Annotated in this window: 16 protein-coding genes; 8 read left to right on the forward strand and 8 right to left on the reverse strand. The window is 66.7% G+C overall.

Translation table 11 applies throughout. From position 1 onward, the window contains the following. Window positions 1-240 precede the first annotated feature (240 nt). The 4 genes from IP69_RS01955 to recO all read left to right on the forward strand — a co-directional run bounded on the left by IP69_RS01955 (window position 241) and on the right by recO (window position 5,823). Complete coding sequence (locus tag IP69_RS01955) at window positions 241-1,941, forward strand: ATP-binding protein (protein WP_248306666.1); 1,701 nt, start codon at window positions 241-243, stop codon at window positions 1,939-1,941. A 163-nt stretch (window positions 1,942-2,104) separates the two neighbouring features. Further along, window positions 2,105-2,497, forward strand: coding sequence for a DNA-directed RNA polymerase subunit omega (gene rpoZ / locus IP69_RS01960; protein ID WP_054141122.1), 393 nt, complete (start codon window positions 2,105-2,107; stop codon window positions 2,495-2,497). Between the two features lie 168 nt (window positions 2,498-2,665). Next, a complete protein-coding gene (locus tag IP69_RS01965) occupies window positions 2,666-4,900 on the forward strand; it encodes a bifunctional (p)ppGpp synthetase/guanosine-3',5'-bis(diphosphate) 3'-pyrophosphohydrolase (protein WP_054141123.1) in 2,235 nt (744 codons plus the stop codon). A 179-nt stretch (window positions 4,901-5,079) separates the two neighbouring features. Continuing rightward, window positions 5,080-5,823, forward strand: coding sequence for a DNA repair protein RecO (recO, locus tag IP69_RS01970; protein ID WP_054141124.1), 744 nt, complete (start codon window positions 5,080-5,082; stop codon window positions 5,821-5,823). Here recO and IP69_RS01975 read toward each other — a convergent pair. Further along, complete coding sequence (locus IP69_RS01975; RefSeq protein ID WP_082358806.1) at window positions 5,730-6,521, reverse strand: DUF1003 domain-containing protein; 792 nt, start codon at window positions 6,519-6,521, stop codon at window positions 5,730-5,732. The genes recO and IP69_RS01975 overlap by 94 nt on opposite strands. A 130-nt stretch (window positions 6,522-6,651) precedes the next feature. Here IP69_RS01975 and parC point away from each other — a divergent pair, with 130 nt between their 5' ends. Further along, window positions 6,652-8,898 carry a DNA topoisomerase IV subunit A gene (gene parC / locus IP69_RS01980; RefSeq protein ID WP_054141125.1) on the forward strand — a complete coding sequence of 749 codons (2,247 nt, stop codon included), beginning with the start codon at window positions 6,652-6,654 and terminating at the stop codon, window positions 8,896-8,898. A 153-nt stretch (window positions 8,899-9,051) separates the two neighbouring features. On the opposite strand, the gene IP69_RS01985 is transcribed toward parC, so the two are convergent. From IP69_RS01985 to hemB, 7 genes are all read right to left on the reverse strand, one after another. Continuing rightward, the gene (locus IP69_RS01985; protein WP_156323236.1) at window positions 9,052-9,657 is read right to left on the reverse strand and encodes a hypothetical protein; all 606 of its coding nucleotides are present in this window, start codon (window positions 9,655-9,657) and stop codon (window positions 9,052-9,054) included. Window positions 9,658-9,778: 121 nt separating this feature from the next. After that, on the reverse strand, window positions 9,779-10,771 hold the full coding sequence (locus tag IP69_RS01990; protein WP_054141127.1) for a DUF2336 domain-containing protein: 993 nt from the start codon (window positions 10,769-10,771) through the stop codon (window positions 9,779-9,781). 260 nt (window positions 10,772-11,031) lie between these two features. Next, a complete protein-coding gene (locus tag IP69_RS01995) occupies window positions 11,032-11,778 on the reverse strand; it encodes an arginyltransferase (RefSeq protein ID WP_054141128.1) in 747 nt (248 codons plus the stop codon). 74 nt (window positions 11,779-11,852) lie between these two features. Continuing rightward, the gene (locus tag IP69_RS02000) at window positions 11,853-12,326 is read right to left on the reverse strand and encodes an RDD family protein (RefSeq protein ID WP_054141129.1); all 474 of its coding nucleotides are present in this window, start codon (window positions 12,324-12,326) and stop codon (window positions 11,853-11,855) included. A gap of 160 nt (window positions 12,327-12,486) precedes the next feature. Next, window positions 12,487-13,719, reverse strand: a complete 1,233-nt coding sequence (locus IP69_RS02005; protein WP_054141130.1) for a threonine ammonia-lyase — start codon at window positions 13,717-13,719, stop codon at window positions 12,487-12,489. After that, window positions 13,716-14,255 (reverse strand): hypothetical protein, encoded by a 540-nt coding sequence (locus tag IP69_RS02010; protein ID WP_156323237.1) that lies wholly within the window; start codon window positions 14,253-14,255, stop codon window positions 13,716-13,718. Before IP69_RS02010 ends, IP69_RS02005 begins: the two co-directional genes overlap by 4 nt. 181 nt (window positions 14,256-14,436) lie before the next feature. Beyond that, window positions 14,437-15,483: a porphobilinogen synthase gene (gene hemB / locus IP69_RS02015; protein ID WP_054141405.1), complete on the reverse strand. Its 1,047-nt coding sequence runs from the start codon at window positions 15,481-15,483 to the stop codon at window positions 14,437-14,439. A 218-nt stretch (window positions 15,484-15,701) separates the two neighbouring features. Between hemB and IP69_RS02020 the strand changes: the two genes are divergently transcribed. The 3 genes from IP69_RS02020 to IP69_RS02030 all read left to right on the forward strand — a co-directional run bounded on the left by IP69_RS02020 (window position 15,702) and on the right by IP69_RS02030 (window position 17,920). Beyond that, window positions 15,702-16,754: an enoyl-CoA hydratase/isomerase family protein gene (locus IP69_RS02020; RefSeq protein WP_054141132.1), complete on the forward strand. Its 1,053-nt coding sequence runs from the start codon at window positions 15,702-15,704 to the stop codon at window positions 16,752-16,754. After that, window positions 16,751-17,203: a DUF6163 family protein gene (locus tag IP69_RS02025; protein ID WP_156323239.1), complete on the forward strand. Its 453-nt coding sequence runs from the start codon at window positions 16,751-16,753 to the stop codon at window positions 17,201-17,203. Before IP69_RS02020 ends, IP69_RS02025 begins: the two co-directional genes overlap by 4 nt. A 204-nt stretch (window positions 17,204-17,407) precedes the next feature. Further along, window positions 17,408-17,920 (forward strand): winged helix DNA-binding protein, encoded by a 513-nt coding sequence (locus IP69_RS02030; protein WP_054141134.1) that lies wholly within the window; start codon window positions 17,408-17,410, stop codon window positions 17,918-17,920. The last annotated feature ends 141 nt before the right edge of the window (window positions 17,921-18,061 follow it).

The raw sequence follows: 18,061 nt of genomic DNA on the forward strand, positions 1-18,061 counted from the left end.
TCGTCCCTCCCCAAAGATGACAGCGTGCATAGACGAGAACGGCGGCCGCGCTCAAGGCGCCTCTTGGTCACGCTTGGAGACTGCGTCGCGGGAAATCGCGAAACTGCGACGGGCCCTGTTGGCGGTTTTCTAACCCCGTCGGCAGCGGCGGCGGCCGGCCGGATCCCGGCTAAGGCTATCGTAACGGCTTGGTGGGACGATCGCTGCTGGGGGAAGACCGGAAGTCAGGGACCATCGACCGTGCAGCTTGCTGTGAAATCGGAGCTATTCGAAAACGAGGTGGCCGCCGACAGGCGCGATCGCAGCCAGGATGCCAGGCGCTCGCTGGGGCGGGTGGTCTCCTGCGACGGCTCGCGGGCAACGATCGCCAGCACGGTTGCCGGCGCGGCCGGGCTCGATCCCGAATCCTGGACGGTCGGCCGGATGATCTCGATCAATCTCGGCGCCACGCGGATCGTCGGGCTGGTCTACGAGATGCACGCCGTCAGCCCGGTCTGGGACGAGGCGACCGACAACGTCATCCACATTCAGGTCGAACTGCTCGGCGAGGTCACCGAGACGCCCGACAATCGCGTCCGCTTCCAGAGCGGCATCTCGACCTATCCACCGATCGGGGCCATCGCCCATCGCATCCGCACCGGCGATCTTGCGCTCGTCCATGATCTGGGCTCGCGCAACGGCGTAGCCATCGGCGCGCTGACCCAGGATCCGACGATCCCGGCCACCGTCTGCATCGACGACATGCTGGCGCGCCATTTTGCGTTGCTCGGCACAACCGGCGTCGGCAAGTCGAGCGCTGTGGCGCTCCTGCTGCGCAAGGCCATCGCCGCCCGGCCGCGGCTGCGCGTGCTGATCCTCGACCCGCACAACGAATATGCCGGCGCCTTTCCCGACCGGGCCTTGTCGATCGACGCAGAAGGGCTCGATCTGCCATTCTGGATGTTCAAGCTCGAGGAGTTCGCCGAGGTTCTCTTCCGTGGCCGGGCGGCCTTCGAGGAGGAGGCCGACATCCTGCGCGAGGTCGTGTCCGCGGCGCGTGAACGCTATCGCGGCGGCACCCAGCGCAACCCGATGCGCGATCTCAACTCGACCCTGCTGAAACGCCCGCTCGATGCCGGCATGGCCCGCCGGGAGGACGGCGCGGGCAGTGCCGGCGACATGCCCACGCCCTACAGGATCATCGATGCGATCGCCATCATCGACGAACTGATCGGCCTGCACGAGATGCGCTGGCCGCGCCCCTCGCTGCGCTCGCTCAAAGTTCGCCTCGAGACGCTGCATGGCGATCCGCGCTACCAGTTCATGTTCGCCCGCGCCAACATGATGGAGACGATGGCGCCGGTGGTGGCGCAGATCTTCCGGGTGCCCCATCATGGCCGGCCGATCACGGTCTTCCAGCTTGGCGGACTGCCCTCGGAGGTCGTCGACGCGGTTGCCTCCGTGCTGGCGCGGCTGGCCTTCGACCTCGCCATGGCGAGCCAGGGCACTTACGAGATCCTGCTGCTTTGCGAGGAGGCCCATCGCTACGTCCCGGCCGACCAGTCGCTGGGCTTCCTGCCGACGCGCCAGGCGATCGCCCGCATCGCCAAGGAAGGCCGCAAATACGGCGCCTATCTCGGCGTGGTGACGCAGCGACCCGGCGAACTCGATCCGACCATCCTGTCGCAATGCTCAACCATCTTCGCCATGCGCCTGGCCAACGAGGTCGATCAGCAGATCATCCGCTCCGCGATTTCCGACGCCTCGGCGAGCACGCTCAAATTCCTGTCCTCGGTCGGAAATCGCGAGGCGATCGCCTTCGGCGAGGGCGTTGCCACGACCATGCGCATGCGCTTTGCCGAAGTGCCGCGCCATGAACTGCCGGCCATGGACCTTGTCGCGGGGGTCGAGGGCCGCCGCGAGCCAGGGCTGGACGAGATGGTCAGGCGGATGCGCGGGTGAGCCGGGCGAGCGCGCCGACCGCCTCAATTCCCTCCCCACCGCAAGCGGGGGAGGGGGACGGCGCGCCAGGGCGGCACGCAAATCTTGCATCTCGTCCGCTTTGGCTGTAAGGCCGGCTCACATCATCTTCCCTGCATCGCTAAAGATCAGAAGGAGCCGCGCCATGGCTCGCGTTACCGTTGAGGATTGCATCGACAAGGTGGACAACCGCTTCGAGCTGGTTCTCCTCGCCAGCCATCGTGCGCGGATGATCCAGTCGGGCTCGGCGATTCTCGTTTCCCGCGACAACGACAAGAACCCCGTCGTCGCGCTGCGCGAAATCGCCGACGAGAAGCTCAAGCCCGAGGATCTCAAGGAAGACCTTATCCACTCGCTGCAGAAGCATGTCGAGGTCGACGAGCCCGAGGCCGAGACCGTGCCGCTGCTCGCAGCGCCCGGCCAGAGCGCCTCGACCCCCGATTCGGAGGTCCAGTTCGACCGCATGAGCGAGGACGACCTGCTGCGCGGCCTCGATGGCCTCGTGCCCCCGACCGAGAGCGCCGACGACGAGGACTGATCCTCCAGCGGCTTATTGCCAATGCTCTCTTCACCAGTTCCGTGAAAGCCCGGCCCAGCCGGGCTTTTTCCATGGCCCCAACAGGGAATACGCCTTGCTGCCTGCTTGCGTCGCGCCGATATTGACCGACTCCGAAGCAGGCAGGCGTGACAGAGGGCCCGCATGGCCATGATGCGGCAATACGAACTCGTCGACCGGGTTCGCAGCTACAATCCCAACACCGACGAGGACCTGCTCAACCGGGCCTATGTCTATGCCATGCGCGCGCACGGCACCCAGAAGCGTGCCTCTGGCGATCCGTTCTTCGCCCATCCGCTCGAAGTCGCGGCCCTCCTCACCGATCTCAAGCTCGATGACGCGACGATCGTCGCCGCCGTCCTGCACGACACTGTCGAGGACACGGCCGCCACGCTCGAAGAGATCGAGAGCATGTTCGGGCCCGATATCCGCCGGCTGGTGGATGGGCTGACCAAGATCAAGAAGCTCGACCTGGTCTCCAAGAAGGCCGCTCAGGGCGAGAATTTCCGCAAGCTCCTGCTCGCCATCGTCGACGACGTCCGCGTCCTGCTGGTCAAGCTCGCCGACCGGCTGCACAACATGCGCACCCTGCACTTCATGGCGCCCGAAAAGCGCCTGCGCATCGCCGAGGAAACTGCGGAAATCTATGCCCCGCTCGCCGGCCGGATGGGCATGCAGGAGCTGCGCGAGGAACTGGAAGAACTGGCCTTCCGCCATATCAAGCCGGAAGCGCATGCAACCGTCACCAAGCGGCTGGAAGAGGTCACCGAGCGCGAAGGCCAGGTCATCGGCGCGATTGAGAAGGATTTGAAGGACAAGCTCGCCGCCAGCGGCATCCAGGCGGAGGTCTCAGGGAGGCGCAAGCGCCCCTATTCGATCTGGAAGAAGATGGAGCGCAAATCCATCTCCTTCGAGCAGCTTTCCGACATCTTCGGCTTCCGCGTCATCGTCGAGACGCCGGAGGATTGCTACCGCGTGCTCGGCATCGTCCACATGACCTGGCCGATGGTGCCCGGCCGTTACAAGGACTACATCTCGACACCCAAGCAGAACGACTACCGCTCGATCCACACCACCGTGGTAGGCCCCGGCCACAGCCGCGTCGAACTGCAGATCCGCACCGACACGATGGACCGCATCGCCGAATTCGGCATCGCCGCCCACGCCCATTACAAGGACGGTCGCACCACCGATCTCGCGCAATACGCCGATGAGAGCCGCGCCTATCAATGGCTGCGGCGCACCGTCGATCTGCTGGCCGAGGGCGACAGCCCCGAGGAGTTTCTCGAGCACACCAAGCTCGAACTCTTCCACGACCAGGTCTTCTGCTTCACCCCCAAGGGCCGGCTGATCGCGCTGCCGCGCGGCGCCACCCCGATCGATTTCGCCTATGCGATCCACACCAATGTCGGCAACAGCGCGGTCGGCGCCAAGATCAACGGCCGCATCGCGCCGCTTTTGACCGAGCTCGCCAATGGCGACGAGGTCGAGATCACCCGCGCCGAGGGGCAGACGCCGCCGGCCGCCTGGGAATCGCTCGTCGTCACCGGCAAGGCCCGCGCCGCGATCCGCCGCGCCACCCGCACCGCCGTGCGCCGGCAGTATTCGGGGCTGGGCCGCCAGATCCTGGAGCGCGCCTTCCACCGGGCCGAGCGTCCTTTCACCGACGAGAAGCTCAAGGCAGCCCTCAAGCGCCTCGCCCGTACGGCCGTCGATGACGTGCTGGCGGCGGTCGGGCGCGGCGAGATGTATTCCGGCGACGTGGTCAAGGCCGTCTACCCCGACCTCGAGCCCGAGAAGCGCGGAGCGCCCGAAGCCAGGGCCGCCGGCGCGACCACCGGCAACGGCAAGGGCTGGTTCGAACTGCGCCAGGGCGAGAATCTGAAGTTCAAGCTGCCGGGCGAGACACCCGCAGATGAGGGCCCCGACGACAACGCGATCCCGATCCGCGGCCTCGGCGGCGATCTGCCGGTGCGCTTCGCGCCCCATGGCGGTGCCGTGCCGGGAGACCGCATCGTCGGCATCCTGACGCCCGGCGAGGGCGTGACGATCTACCCGATCCAGTCCTCGGCGCTGGCCGCCTTCGACAATGAGCCCGAGCGCTGGCTCGATGTCCGCTGGGATCTCGACGACAAGGCGCCGCAGCGCTTCCCGGCGCGGATTTCGCTGCATTCGATCAACGAGCCCGGCTCGCTGGCGCAGATCACCACAACGATCGCAGAGCATGACGGCAATATCGACGCCGTGGCGATGCACCGCCCCAACCCTGACTTCACGAACGTCGTCATCGACCTGACGGTCTGGGACCTGAAGCATCTCAGCGCCATCATCAGCGAATTGCGCGAGAAGCGCGTGATCAGCAAGGTCGAGCGGGTGGTGGGGTAGGGGGGCTTCCCAACCATCCCCCGCGTCATCCCGGATCAGCGGCGAAGCCGCGCAACTCCGGGATCCATCATAGGGCTCCGCTGTGCTCTATGATGGATCCCGGCGCTCCGCTTCGCTTCGGCTGGGCTGACGGCGCGCCTGAAATTGCAGCGTCGCGCGGTCCGCCCTAAACCCTCACCATGGAATGGAGCGACGAGGCCACGATCATCGGAATCCGCAGGCATGGCGAGAGCGCCGTGATCCTGGAGGCCATGACACGGGACCATGGCCGCCATCTCGGCCTGGTGCGCGGCGGCCGCTCGTCGAAGCAGCAGCCCGTGCTCCAGCCCGGCAACGCGGTGTCGCTGACCTGGCGGGCGCGGCTCGACGAGCATCTCGGCGAATACAAGGTCGAGTTGCTGGCCTCGCATGCGGCGCGGCTGATCGAGGCGCCGGTCGCGCTTTACGGGCTCGCCACGATTTCAGCCCTCCTGCGTCTGCTGCCGGAGCGGGACCCGCATCCCGGGCTGCATGGGGCGCTGGCGGTGATGGTCGAGCATCTGCACGAACCCGGCCTCGCGCCGGCGCTGGTCGTGCGCTTCGAGATCGCGATGTTGGCCGAACTCGGCTTCGGGCTGGACCTCGCGCGCTGCGCCGTCACCGGTTCGCCTGACGATCTGAGCCATGTCTCGCCGAAATCAGGCAAGGCTGTCAGCCGCAAGGAAGCCGAGCCCTATCGCGATCGGCTGCTGGCGCTGCCGCCCTTCCTTAGCGAAGGGCAGGGCGCCCGCCAGCCCTCAGCCGCCGATCTCACGGCGGGCTTTGCGCTGACCGGCTATTTCCTGCGCCGTCACGTCTTCGAGCCGCGCGGCTTGGCCGAGCCGCCCGAGCGGGCGCGGCTGGTCGAGATCGCGGCGCGCGCCTCGGTCGCGTCGGAGGCCTGAGCGCTGCGCAGTTCCTGGAGCAGTTCGATCTGCACCTCCTGGATCTCGGCGAGCCTCTGCCATTGCCGGTTGACCAGATGGTCCATCTTCTCGTGCAGATGCCGGATCTCGAGCTCCGCCTTCAGGTTGACCTGGTAGTCGTTGCGCGCTCGCGCGCGGTCCTTCTCCTCCTGCCGCTGCTGGCTCATCATGATCACCGGTGCCTGCACGGCGGCGACGCAGGATAGAAGCAGGTTGAGCAGGATGAAGGGATAGGGGTCGAAATGGGTGGCCCCGAGCAGGTTGATCGACATCCAGAAGGCGATGATGACGCCAAACGAGATCAGGAAAGCCCAGCTCCCGCCGAAGCTGGCGACATGGTCGGCTAGCCGCTGGCCGAAGGTTCGGTCGCGGTCGATCTCGTCATCGGTGTTGCTGGTGATGAGCTCGGAGCGGGCCAGACTTTCGGCGACCTGCCGGTCGAGGTCGTTCATCTCGCCGCGTTCGCTCGCCAGCATCGCGTTGACATAGCGCGAGCGGTAGAGCGCGACCTGGTCTTGGCCGATCAGCGCATGCGCCGGCAACTCCGGATGGTCCTGCCGGATCGCATCGGCGAGCGCCGGCCGCAGCGCATCGAGGCTGATGAGGTCGCGCTTCGGCACGGTCTGCCCCGTCAAGGAGCAGGTGCCATTGTCCGCGCTGTGATCATGGCTCGTCATGCGGCTCTCCGTTGTCTCGCGCGTGCGGCGATCGATTGTATAGGGGGATATCGCCCGCCATCGTTCTAGCGGGGTGATTCGCGCCATGCGATAGAGGCGCGGACGAAATGAGAGCTGGGGTGAGCAAACAATGGGAAAGCCGGTCGATCCGCCGCCGGAGGACGAATCCGAGCGCATCGACCTGAAGACGGCGCTCGAAGAGCGCTATCTCGCCTATGCGCTCTCCACCATCATGCACCGCGCCCTGCCGGATGCGCGCGACGGCTTGAAGCCCGTCCACCGCCGCATCATCCATGCGATGCGCCTGCTGCGGCTCGACCCCGGCCAGGTCCACAAGAAATGCGCCCGCATCGTCGGCGACGTCATCGGCAAGTTCCACCCGCATGGCGACCAGTCGGTCTATGACGCGCTGGTGCGCCTCGCGCAGGATTTCGCCCAGCGCTACCCGCTCGTCGACGGCCAGGGCAATTTCGGCAATATCGACGGCGATAACGCCGCCGCCTATCGCTACACCGAAGCCCGGATGACCGAAGTCGCCCGGCTTCTGCTGGACGGGATTGATGAGGATGCGGTCGATTTCCGCGAGACCTACAACGGCGAAGACGAGGAGCCGATCGTGCTCCCCGCCGCCTTCCCGAACCTGCTCGCCAATGGCTCGCAGGGCATCGCGGTCGGCATGGCGACCTCGATCCCGCCCCACAACGCCGCCGAACTCTGCGACGCCGCGCTGTATCTGATCCAGCATCCCGACACGCCGTCGGAAAAGCTGATGACTTTCGTGCAGGGGCCGGATTTTCCCACCGGCGGCGTCATCGTCGAGAGCCGCGCCTCGATGGCCGAGACCTATCGCACCGGGCGCGGCGCCTTCCGCACGCGGGCGCGCTGGCATGTCGAGGATCTCGGCCGCGGCACCTGGGTCGCGATCGTCACCGAGATTCCCTACATGGTCCAGAAGGGCCGGCTGATCGAGAAGATCGCCGAACTCTTCAACGAGAAGAAGCTGCCGCTGGTCGCCGACATCCGGGACGAATCGGCGGAGGACATCCGCGTCGTCATCGAGCCGCGCGCGCGCAATGTCGATCCGACGCTGATGATGGAATCGCTCTTCCGGCTGACCGAGCTGGAAGCGCGCATCTCGATGAACATGAACGTGCTGACCGGCGGGCTGGTGCCGCGTGTGCTCGGCCTCAACGAGGCCCTGCGCGCCTGGCTCGACCACCGCCGCGACGTGCTGCTGCGGCGTTCGCGCTTCCGGCTCGGCCAGATCGAGAAGCGGCTGGAGATCCTGCGCGGCCTCTTGATCGTCTATCTCGACCTCGACCGCGTCATCAAGATCATCCGCGAGGAGGACGAGCCCAAGATCGAGCTGATGCGCTTTTTCGAGCTCAGCGAGGTTCAGGCCAACGCCATCCTCGACACCCGCCTGCGCGCCCTGCGCAAGCTGGAGGAGATGGCGCTCAAGACCGAGCTCGACGAACTCACCGTCGAGAAGGGCCAGATCGAGGAATTGCTGGCGTCGGAACCCGTGCAGTGGAAGCTGATCCAGCACGACATCCGCGCGGTGAAGAAGCTGTTCGGCCCGGAGACCGCAATCGGCAAGCGCCGCACCACCTTCGCCGACATGCCCGACACCACCGATATCGACCTCGCCCAGGCGATGGTCGAGCGCGAGCCGGTCACCGTCGTCATCTCGAAGAAGGGCTGGATCCGCGCGCTCAAGGGCCATGTCCAGGACCAGTCGACGCTCACCTTCAAGGGCGATGACGGTCTGAAGACGGCGTTCTTCACCGAGACGACGGCGAAGATCCTGGTGCTGGCGACCAATGGCAAGGTCTTCACGCTGGAGGCCGCCAAGCTGCCCGGCGGGCGCGGTTTCGGCGATCCGATCCGGCTGATGATCGAGCTGGAGGAGCATGCCGAGATCATCGCGGCGTTCCCCTATCGCCCCGGCCTCAAGCTCCTGATGGTGACGACCGACGGGCGCGGATTCGTCGCGCCGACAGACGACATCGTCGCGAACACCCGAAAGGGCCGGCAGGTGCTCAATGTCGAGATGCCCGTTGAGGCGCTGTTGGCGACGCCCGCCGAGGGCGACCATGTCGCGATCATCGGCCAGAACCGCAAGCTTGTCTGCTTCCCGCTCTCCGAGGTCGCCGAGATGGGCCGCGGCAAGGGCGTCCGGCTGCAGCGCTACAAGGATGGCGGCGTCTCCGACGCCAAGGTCTTCAAGCTGGCGGACGGCCTGACCTGGCGCGACACCTCGGGCCGGACCTGGACCGTGGCGCAGAGCGAGTTGATGGAATGGCTCGGCCATCGCGGCGAGGCAGGGCGGCTACCGCCGAAGGGGTTCCCGAAGAACAACAAATTCGGGGGGTAGCGGCTGGTCGTCATGCTCGGGCTTGACCCGAGCATCTCTCAAACCAGAGGTCTCTGGTTACGAGATTCTCGGGTCAAGCCCGAGAACGACGCGTGAGATCAGAAGCTTACGCGCGCCGCCTGAATCAATCCCGCAACCGCCTGAATCAAACTCTCAGCGGATCGCCTGGCCGACGACGCCGACTTCCAGTCCCAGCGTCAGATTGTTGGTCACCGCCCATTCGACGCCGGCCCGCGCCTCGGGTCTGACCGCGATGTCGCTGCGCGAGAATGGGGCCGACCACGGTGTCGCGCCGAAGCGGTAAGTCTCGTTGGCAGCTATCATGCCGACCTTGGTGTAGAGCAGCACCTCGGGCGTCACCAGAACCCCCGTCTTGATCTGGAAGGCTCCGGAAAAGTCGCGCGTGTAGGCTGCCTGGCCGAAGCCCGGTGTGCCATAGCCGCCCAGCGCCGGCATATAGTCGAGTGCGCCGACGATGCCATAGACGAAATCGCCCTCGCGCTTCATCACGCCCGCTTCGAGACCGAAGGTCGGCCCGGCGGTCGTGCCCATGCGCCTCGAGGTGGTGACGTTGAAGCCCGTCGAGATGCGGGCGTAGGAGCCCTCCCATTTGACCCCGCCAGGGGCCACGGTCGGCTCCGACCAGGCAAAGGAGGGCAGCGGTGCAAAGCCGCTGAATGGCAGCCAGGATTGCGCCTGGGCTGCGCCGGTCGAAAACATGGCCGCGCAAAGCGCGCCGGAAAGCAGCGGAAATCTCACCGTCGGATGCATCCTCGCCACGTCGCGCCAGGGCCCGCGCCCATCGCCGCATCACTCGAAGTTAGCATGAGGGGGAGCGAATGTCGCGGATTTGTGGCGCGACGACGGGCCAGGCCGGTCTTCAGGACAGCTTGGTCTTGAGCTTGAGGAAGCGCATCGTCCGCTCGGCCATGGCGGGGTCGAGGGCCGCATAGGCGCGCAGATCGTCCTCGGTCGCGGCCTTGCCGAACATCAGCCTGCGAGCCCGCAGGGTCAGGACCGCCTCGAAAGCCGCGCTCCCAACGCCGAGCGCCCGGCATGCGACTGCGATGCCGCTGGCGTCGCGTTGCATCAGCACCCGCAGGGCCTGGTCGGTGCTCAGGCTCGCCACCTGGGCGAAGACGAGCGCGAGGTGGAAGGCGCGGTCTTCGTCGGCCAGCATCGTGACGATCTCGTCGAGCGGGCGCGTGCCGGCTGCGAGATCCACCAGGAGCAGCTTGATCTCGAGCCGCTGCTGGCGGGCCTGACGCGCCAGCGTCAGCGCCTCGCTGCCCGGCTTGGACCAGAGGCCGCCCTCTTCGCTCAGTTGTTCGACAATGCGCATCACCCGCTGCGCCCGGTCGGGCGTGAGGTCGGAGCGCGCCGAGAGGGCCAGGCTGATCTGGCCGTCCTGTCCGCCGCGCGCGACCAGTTTGTCGAAGCCCTTTTCAGACAGGCTGGCGCCTTCATTGGCGCTGACTGTGTGCAGGACCTGACGGTCGCCGCGCTCGACCAGGATATCGGTCACGCTTTCCGACAGGCGGGCGCGTTCGGCGATCGCCACCAGATGATGCTGCGACTGGCTGACAGCGATGGCTGCGAGATCGGTGTCGGTCAGAACCGGGGACAGTTTCAGGACGAGCCGCGCGACATCCGCATCGGGGTCGGAGGCCAGGGTCACGGCGACATCGCGTGGCAGCGCCGGGGCGGCCGCAACGCGCGTCGCATAGTCCCGGCGAGAACCGGTCTCGAGATGCGGCAGCGAGCGCAGCGCGATCTCGCCGTAATGCGCCTGGGAGGCTTCATTGGGCGCGTCGTCGAGCAGGAACAGATCGGTGACCGCATTGAGCAGTTGCCGCCGGGAATCCGACGACATCTCCGCTGGCATTCGGGTCAATGAATTGAACATTGCGTCGTCCGGGCAAAGTTGAATGCCGCAATCTAGCGCAGAGCGATTGATCGATCCTTAAGATGACTGTGCGTGATCCGACCAAAGGGCACTGCGGTCGCGGACCGCCGTTCTGCCGATGGTGGTCTGAAGGCCCTTGCCACGAACGCCGGCGCGCAGCAGATCGGTCCAGGTTTCAGCCGTCAGGATCGGCACGGTCGCCGGGCGCAGCCCAGGCCGAATGCGGCCTATTCGGCGCGTTCCCAGCCCTGTGCCATCAGGCGCTCCTGCGGCTGGAAGCGTTCCTTGTAGGCCATCTTCGGCGAACCATCGACCCAATAGCCGAGATAGACATAAGGCAGTCGCAGGCGCCGCGCCCGTTCGATGTGGTCCAGCACCATGAAGGTCCCCAACGAGCGCGCGATCAGGGAGGGGTCGAACACCGAATAGACCATCGAGAGTCCGTCGCTCAGCGTGTCGGTCAGGGCCATCGCGTAAAGATCGCCTCGGCCCCGCCCGGTGAAGCCGCTATCGGGCCCGCGCCGGCGGTATTCGATCAGCGTGGTGTCGACATGGGTGTCCTCGACCATCATCGCGAAGTCCAGCGCCGACATCGTCGCCATTCCGCCATCGGGATGGCGCTCGTCGAGATAGGAACGAAACAGCGAATAATGCTCCGAGCGCGGCCGCGGCGGCAGACCCTCGCCGATCAGATCGCTGTTGCGCGCCATCACCTTCCGGAAGCTGCGGGAGGGCCGGAACTCGTTGACGAGCACGCGAACGGAGATGCAGGCCCGGCAGGTCTCGCAGGCTGGTCGATAGGCGATGCTCTGCGAGCGCCGGAAACCGCCCTGGCTCAGCACGTTGTTGAGATCGCGCGCGCGGCCGCCCACCAGATGGGTGAACACCTTGCGCTCTTCGCGCCCCGGCAGATAGGGGCACGTGGTCGCCGACGTCAGATAGAATTGCGGGGCATCCCGCAACGGGCGCGTCACGGCAGCTTGGCTCCGGCAAGGGTCTGGCGCAGCAGTCTATCAGCAGACGTGCCGGCAACAAGCGCCTGTTGATCTCACGCGCGCACGATAACCAACCCGGTGAGCAGATCATGGCCCAGCCGCCGGTCGCTGCGGACGACGCCGCACAGGATGTCGAGTACCCACAGCGCGACTGTCGAGGCCGCGACGTAAAACAGCAGCGCATGCACCGCCGCAGCCAGGCCGTCGGGCCGGCCGCCGCTGGCGGTTTCGACGCGCAGGCCTGCCATCCGCATGCCCCAGGTCGCCTGGCGCGGCCCGCCGATGGTCAGCGCCGCATAGCCCAGCGCGGTCGCCACCGTCGCGATCGGGATCAGGAGCCAGGTCGCGCCGAAGGTCACGATGCCGAGCACGCCGAGCCCGAGCCAGACCAGCGTGCCCAGGATGGCCAGGACGATGATATCGCCGATCCAAGCGAAGATCCGCGAGCCCAGCACGCCGCTGACGTCCTGGACGGGGCGCTCGCCGACCGAGACGATCGGGGACTGGCTGTAGCGTGTGTCGCTCATCGGTGTGTCTGATCCTGTCATGGGCGGATGGGCTCCTCCGCGCCCTTAATGTCTGATCACCATCGCGGTTCTGCAAGGCCGTGTGTGAGCGATTTCGAAGGCGGGAGGTCGTCAGCGCCCGACCTGGTTCGTCGGACAGAAAGCGCGCCGTGGCGCGGGTTTAAACGAGACCGCGCGGCAGGATGCGATGCGGCGCGAAGCCGCCCTCGCGCAGTGCCGCCTCTATGGCGGCCGAATGCGCACTGCCCCGGGTCTCGACCGTGACGTCGAGCGTCACCCCCTTGGCCGGCACATCGAGGAAAAGCCGGCCATGGCTGACTTCGAGGATATTGGCGCCCTCATCGCCGAGCAGGCTCGCGACTTTGCCGAGCAGGCCCGGCCGGTCGCTGGTCGTCAGGCGGAAGGCGACGATCCGGTCCTCGCGCTCGAGTTCGCGCACCATGATCGCCGCCAGGAGCCGCGTGTCGATATTGCCGCCGCAAAGCACGAGCCCGACCTTGCGCCCGGCATAGCGCCCGGGCTCCTTCAGCATGGCGGCGAGTCCGGCCGCGCCCGCCCCCTCAGCCAGGCTGTGCTGCAGGCTGGCATAGGCATAGACGGCCCGCTCGATCAGATCCTCACCCACCAGCACGATATCGGAGACCAGGCTGGAGACGATCGGCAGCGTCTGAACGCCGACGGTCTTGACGGCGATGCCCTCGGCCAGCGTGGGCCCGCCGACGGGCCGGTCCTCGGCGTTGATGGCGTTGAAGAAGGACGGGTAGAGCTCGGCCTCGACGCCGATCAGTTCGATGCCGGGCTTCAGTGCCCTGGCCGCCACCGCATTTCCGGCCATGAGGCCGCCGCCGCCCAGCGGGATGATCAGAACATCGAGATCGGGTTCGTCATCGAGCATCTCGCGGGCGATCGTGCCCTGGCCGGCCATCACGGCGGGGTCGTCGTACGGATGGACGAAGACGAGTTCGTCGGTCTGAGCCAGTTCACGCGCCTTCTGTGCTGATTCATGCAGCGTTTCGCCATGAAGCACGACATGGGCACCGTGGGAACGGGTGTTCTCGACCTTCACCAGCGGCGTCGTCTGCGGCATCACGATTGTCGCCGGGATGCCGAAGCGACGCGCGTGATAGGCGACCGCCTGGGCATGATTGCCGGCCGACATGGCGATGACGCCGCGCTCGCGCTCATCCTCGTCCAGGGCCAGCAGCCTGTTGACCGCGCCGCGCTCCTTGAAGGAGGCGGTGGCCTGCATGTTCTCGTGCTTGACCAGCACGGTCGCGCCGGTGAGCGCCGAGAGCCTGGGCGCCGGAACCAGCGGCGTGCGCAGCACATGACCCTCGATCCGGCGCGCGGCCTCCTCGACGTCCTCGGGCGTGATCGCGAAGGGCTCGCTCATGGCGGGATTTCCGTCTCGTTGCGGTCGATGTTCGGTCGCGGCGGGATGGGCCGGTCGGCGGGCCTCATTTCGCTCGTGCCGGCGCGACGCGGGATCGGTGCCCGATCATCGGGCACGCGCATCATCGGCTCGCGTGGCGGGCGGCCGGGTGCCGTCGGCGCGCCGGGATCGGGGGGCGGTTCGTCGCGGTTCTCGAGATAGAAGCGCCTCAGCAGATAGAAGCTCGCCTCGCTCATCGGCTGACCGTCGGACGCTATGCCGATCAGGGCGCCGCGTCGCGAGCCCTGTCCGTCGCCGGCGAACAGGCAGTCGATGCTGCGCCGTCGCGCCGGGCCGTTCGACGCCCCCGCGACATAGGTGATGCGAAGCGTGTGGGGCCGCGGACCCGGCCCCGTCGTCTCGATCGCAATTGGGGTGTCGGGCCGGTTCAGCGCCGGGATCGCCTGCCGGCACAGCTTCAGTTGAGCGGGCTCGAAAGGCTCGCCGCAGGAGGCGAGCACCAGGGCCAGCAGAATCGGGAACAGGAGAGGGCGCATGTGGTAGGGAGCGTAGCGGTCGCCATGCGGCATTGAAACACGCAACGTCATCCCGGACGGAGCGAAGCGGAGCTCCGGGATCCATCGTAGGGCACGGCGGCGCTCTATGATGGATCCCGGAGCGGCGCCGCTTCGCGGCTTGTCCGGGATGACGTGAAGCTTCGTCGACCGGGTGCAGCCCTCAGCCCATCGCCTTCAGCTTCTCCGCCACCTTCGGCGCGAAATAGGTCAGCACCCCGTCGGCGCCGGCGCGCTTGAAGGCCATCAGGCTTTCGATCATCGCCCGCTCGCCGTCGAGCCAGCCATTGCCGGCGGCCGCCATGATCATCGCGTACTCGCCCGACACCTGATAGGCGAAGGTCGGCACCCGAAAATGGTCCTTCACCCGCGCCACGATGTCGAGATAGGGCAGGCCGGGCTTGATCATCACCATGTCGGCGCCCTCCTCGAGATCGAGCGCCACCTCGGCGATGGCCTCGTCGGAATTGGCCGGGTCCATCTGGTAGGTGCGCTTGTCGCCGATCAGCGTGGCGTTGGTGCCGATCGCGTCGCGGAACGGGCCGTAGAAGGCCGAGGCGTATTTCGCGGCATAGGCCATGATCTGCACGTCTTCATGGCCCGAGGCATCGAGCGCGCCGCGCATCGCGCCGACGCGCCCGTCCATCATGTCCGACGGCGCGATCACATCGGCGCCCGCATCGGCGAGCGCCAGCGCCTGCTGGACCAGGATCGCGACGCTGGCATCGTTCAGGATGCGCTCGCCCTCCATCACGCCGTCATGGCCATGGGAGGTGTAGGGGTCGAGCGCGGCGTCGCAGATGATGCCGATCTGCGGCACCTCGGCCTTGATCGCCCGCACGGCGCGGCACATCAGGTTGCGGGCGTTCAGCGCCTCCGAGCCCGTCGGGTCGCGCAGCGCCTTGTCGACGAAGGGAAAGGGCGCGATCGCCGGGATGCCCAGCGAGGCGGCATGCACGCTCTGGCGCACAGCCTCCTCGATGTTGAGCCGGTCGACGCCCGGCATCCAGGCCACCGGCGTCCGGGCCTCGCTGGAGTCCATCAGGAACAGCGGCCAGATCAGATCGTCCGTCGTCAGGCGCGTCTCGCGCACCAGCCGCCGCGACCAGTCCGCCTTGCGGTTGCGGCGCAGCCGACGCGTCAAGCCGAGCGAGGGCGTGTCGATGTCCAGGCGAGCCTGGGGCGCGGGGAAAGGCCGTACGTTGCGGATGTCCAATCATGCCTCCGTGGGCGAGATGCTGCCGGCCGGGCCGGGGGCTTGGGAAGCCGGGCAAAGCAGGTCGGATACATCTAGCACATCGGAACCGTTCCAAAAAAGAGGCTGTGGCGGCATGGCGTCCTGCCTGGTGTGCAAACGGAGACGGCCAGGTTTGACAAGCGTCGTCGCCCCGGCACAGAACCGAGCCGCGCAAAGGGGAGCCGAGCCGCATGTCCCAGAACCCGGATATCCTGTGCGAACTGCGCGGCGCGGCCGGCATGGTCATTCTCGACCGGCCCAGGGCCCTGAACGCGCTGACCCTGCCGATGGTGCGCGAACTGAGCCGGGCGCTCGATGCCTGGGAGAACGACCCGAAGGTCGAGCGCATCGTGGTGACCAGCACGAGCGAGAAGGCCTTCTGCGCCGGTGGCGACATTCGCGCGCTGCACGATCTCGGCCGTGCCGGACGGCATGACGAGATGCTCGCCTTCTGGGGCGAGGAATACATCCTCAACGCGCGCATCAAGGCCTATCCCAAGCCCTATGTGGCGCTGATCGATGGCATCGTCATGGGGGGCGGCGTCGGGATTTCGCTGCATGGCAGCCACCGAATCGCCGGCGACCGCTATCTCTTCGCCATGCCCGAGGTCGGGATCGGCTTTTTCCCCGATGTCGGCGCGACCCATGCGCTGCCGCGTCTGCCCGGCGCGATGGGGGCCTATCTCGCCTTGACCGGGGACCGGATCGGCGCCGCCGATGCGCTGGCCTGCGGACTGGCGACCCACGCCGTCCCCAGCGCGCGGATGCCGGAACTGCTGGACGCCCTCACGCGGCGCGAGGCGCTCGACGAAATTCTCGTTCGATACGCCCTCGATCCGGGACCGCCGAAGCTCGCCGCCGAACAGCCGGTCATCGCGGATTGTTTCGGCGCCGACAGCTTGTCGGACGTGCTGACGCGGCTCGATGCGGCGGCGGACGGCAGCGCCTTCGCGGCGAAGGTGCGCCAGACGCTCGCCACCAAATCGCCGACCAGCGTCGCCATCGCCTTCGAGCAGATGCGGCGCGGCGGGGGTATGGATTTCGCGCAAGCGATGCGAACCGAATTCCGCATCGTCTCGCGCATTGCCCATGGCCATGATTTCTACGAGGGCGTACGAGCCGTCGTGATCGACAAGGATCAGGCGCCGCAATGGCGGCCGGCCTCGTTGGACGCGCTCGATCCCGCTGCGATCGAGGCCTATTTCGCGCCGCTCGGCGCGGGCGAACTGGCGCTGGAGGGATGAGATTGGGCTCGGGTGGCGAGGCGGACGTTCTCCGCGGGGTTCAGATCGACGGATCTCGGGATGGCGAGACGGCCGCGACGCGCTGGCGGACGGTCCTCGTCTGGCTGCTGCGCATCCTGTCCGTGCTCTGGCTCGCCAAGGGCCTGCTCGCCTGGGCCGTGATCTTCGGGATCGGCGGCGAGAGCGAGCCGCCCTTCGAGGCGCGCCTGCTGTCATTCCAGGCGATCACCGTCTATTTCGCGGTGATCGATCTCGTCGCGGCCGTCGGTCTCTGGCTGACCTCGACCTGGGGCGGTGTGCTCTGGCTTCTGGCAGCCATCAGCCAATTGCTGCTGGCCTTCTTTTTCCCGCGCCTGCTGCCGATGACCCCCTGGCTCGCAGGGGCCTATGTGGCCGCGATCCTGACCTATTTCCTGGCGACCTGGGCGGCCGAAAACGAAGGCAGCTGAGGCAAGCCGGCGCGCCATTGCGACGCGCCGCGGTAACAAACGCTTTAGCTTAAGCAATTCCCGCTTCACCTCGCATTCACCCAAAGGGGTAAATCCCTGATTCATCCTGATATTTAAACTCGTTTTCATCCGCCCCGCCTATGGTGTTTCTCAGAAGCGGATCGGGAAACAATCCCGGCCGACAGTCAACAGGCGGGTAATACCATGAAAGCGAGCGTCAAGACTTCGGTCGTCGTCAAGTCGGAAGAAGCGGATCTCAAGGTCAAGCCGCTTTATCTGGAGTCACTCACTCTCGTCGAGCGGCTGCATCGCCGGCTCCTCGACGTGATCAAGGATGAGTTCGAGCGCCGTGGCCGCGACGACGTCAACAGCGTCCAGGCCCTGCTGCTCTACAATATCGGCGATGCCGAGCTCAGCGCCAGCGAGTTGCGGACGCGCGGCTACTATCTCGGCTCGAACGTCTCCTACAACGTCAAGAAGCTGGTCGAGCTCGGCTATCTCCATCATGCCCGCTCGCGGATCGACCGTCGTTCCGTGCGCATCAGCCTGACCGAGAAGGGCGCCGAGGTGCACAATCTCGTGAAGGGCGTCTACGACAAGCATGTCCGCACGGTCGAGCAGATCGGCGGCATCGCGGCCGACGACTTCGAGCGGATGAACAACGCCCTGCTGCGGCTCGAGCGCTTCTGGACCGACCAGATCCGCTACAAGCTCTAAAAGAGCGGCAGGATCGCCGGCTTTCGACGAAACGCGCCTGGTCTGACAAGCTCCCCGGTTCCGCCGGGGAGCTTTGCCATTGCCTCGGGCCGGCGATGGCCCTCCCGTTCGAGAGGCCTCCCGCACCCGATGCCATTCGGC

It is taken from the genome of Allobosea sp. AAP35 (assembly GCF_001295925.1).
Taxonomy (GTDB): domain Bacteria; phylum Pseudomonadota; class Alphaproteobacteria; order Rhizobiales; family Beijerinckiaceae; genus Allobosea.

Excerpts from the sequence above, each read along its gene's own strand:
- rpoZ (WP_054141122.1), top strand. The coding sequence starts at position 2,105 with ATGGCTCGCGTTACCGTTGAGGATTGCATCGACAAGGTGGACAACCGC.
- IP69_RS01965 (WP_054141123.1), top strand. The coding sequence starts at position 2,666 with ATGATGCGGCAATACGAACTCGTCGACCGGGTTCGCAGCTACAATCCC.
- recO (WP_054141124.1), top strand. The coding sequence starts at position 5,080 with ATGGAATGGAGCGACGAGGCCACGATCATCGGAATCCGCAGGCATGGC.
- IP69_RS01975 (WP_082358806.1), bottom strand. The coding sequence starts at position 6,521 with ATGACGAGCCATGATCACAGCGCGGACAATGGCACCTGCTCCTTGACG.
- parC (WP_054141125.1), top strand. The coding sequence starts at position 6,652 with ATGGGAAAGCCGGTCGATCCGCCGCCGGAGGACGAATCCGAGCGCATC.
- IP69_RS01990 (WP_054141127.1), bottom strand. The coding sequence starts at position 10,771 with ATGTCGTCGGATTCCCGGCGGCAACTGCTCAATGCGGTCACCGATCTG.
- IP69_RS02000 (WP_054141129.1), bottom strand. The coding sequence starts at position 12,326 with ATGAGCGACACACGCTACAGCCAGTCCCCGATCGTCTCGGTCGGCGAG.
- IP69_RS02005 (WP_054141130.1), bottom strand. The coding sequence starts at position 13,719 with ATGAGCGAGCCCTTCGCGATCACGCCCGAGGACGTCGAGGAGGCCGCG.
- IP69_RS02010 (WP_156323237.1), bottom strand. The coding sequence starts at position 14,255 with ATGCGCCCTCTCCTGTTCCCGATTCTGCTGGCCCTGGTGCTCGCCTCC.
- IP69_RS02020 (WP_054141132.1), top strand. The coding sequence starts at position 15,702 with ATGTCCCAGAACCCGGATATCCTGTGCGAACTGCGCGGCGCGGCCGGC.
- IP69_RS02025 (WP_156323239.1), top strand. The coding sequence starts at position 16,751 with ATGAGATTGGGCTCGGGTGGCGAGGCGGACGTTCTCCGCGGGGTTCAG.
- IP69_RS02030 (WP_054141134.1), top strand. The coding sequence starts at position 17,408 with ATGAAAGCGAGCGTCAAGACTTCGGTCGTCGTCAAGTCGGAAGAAGCG.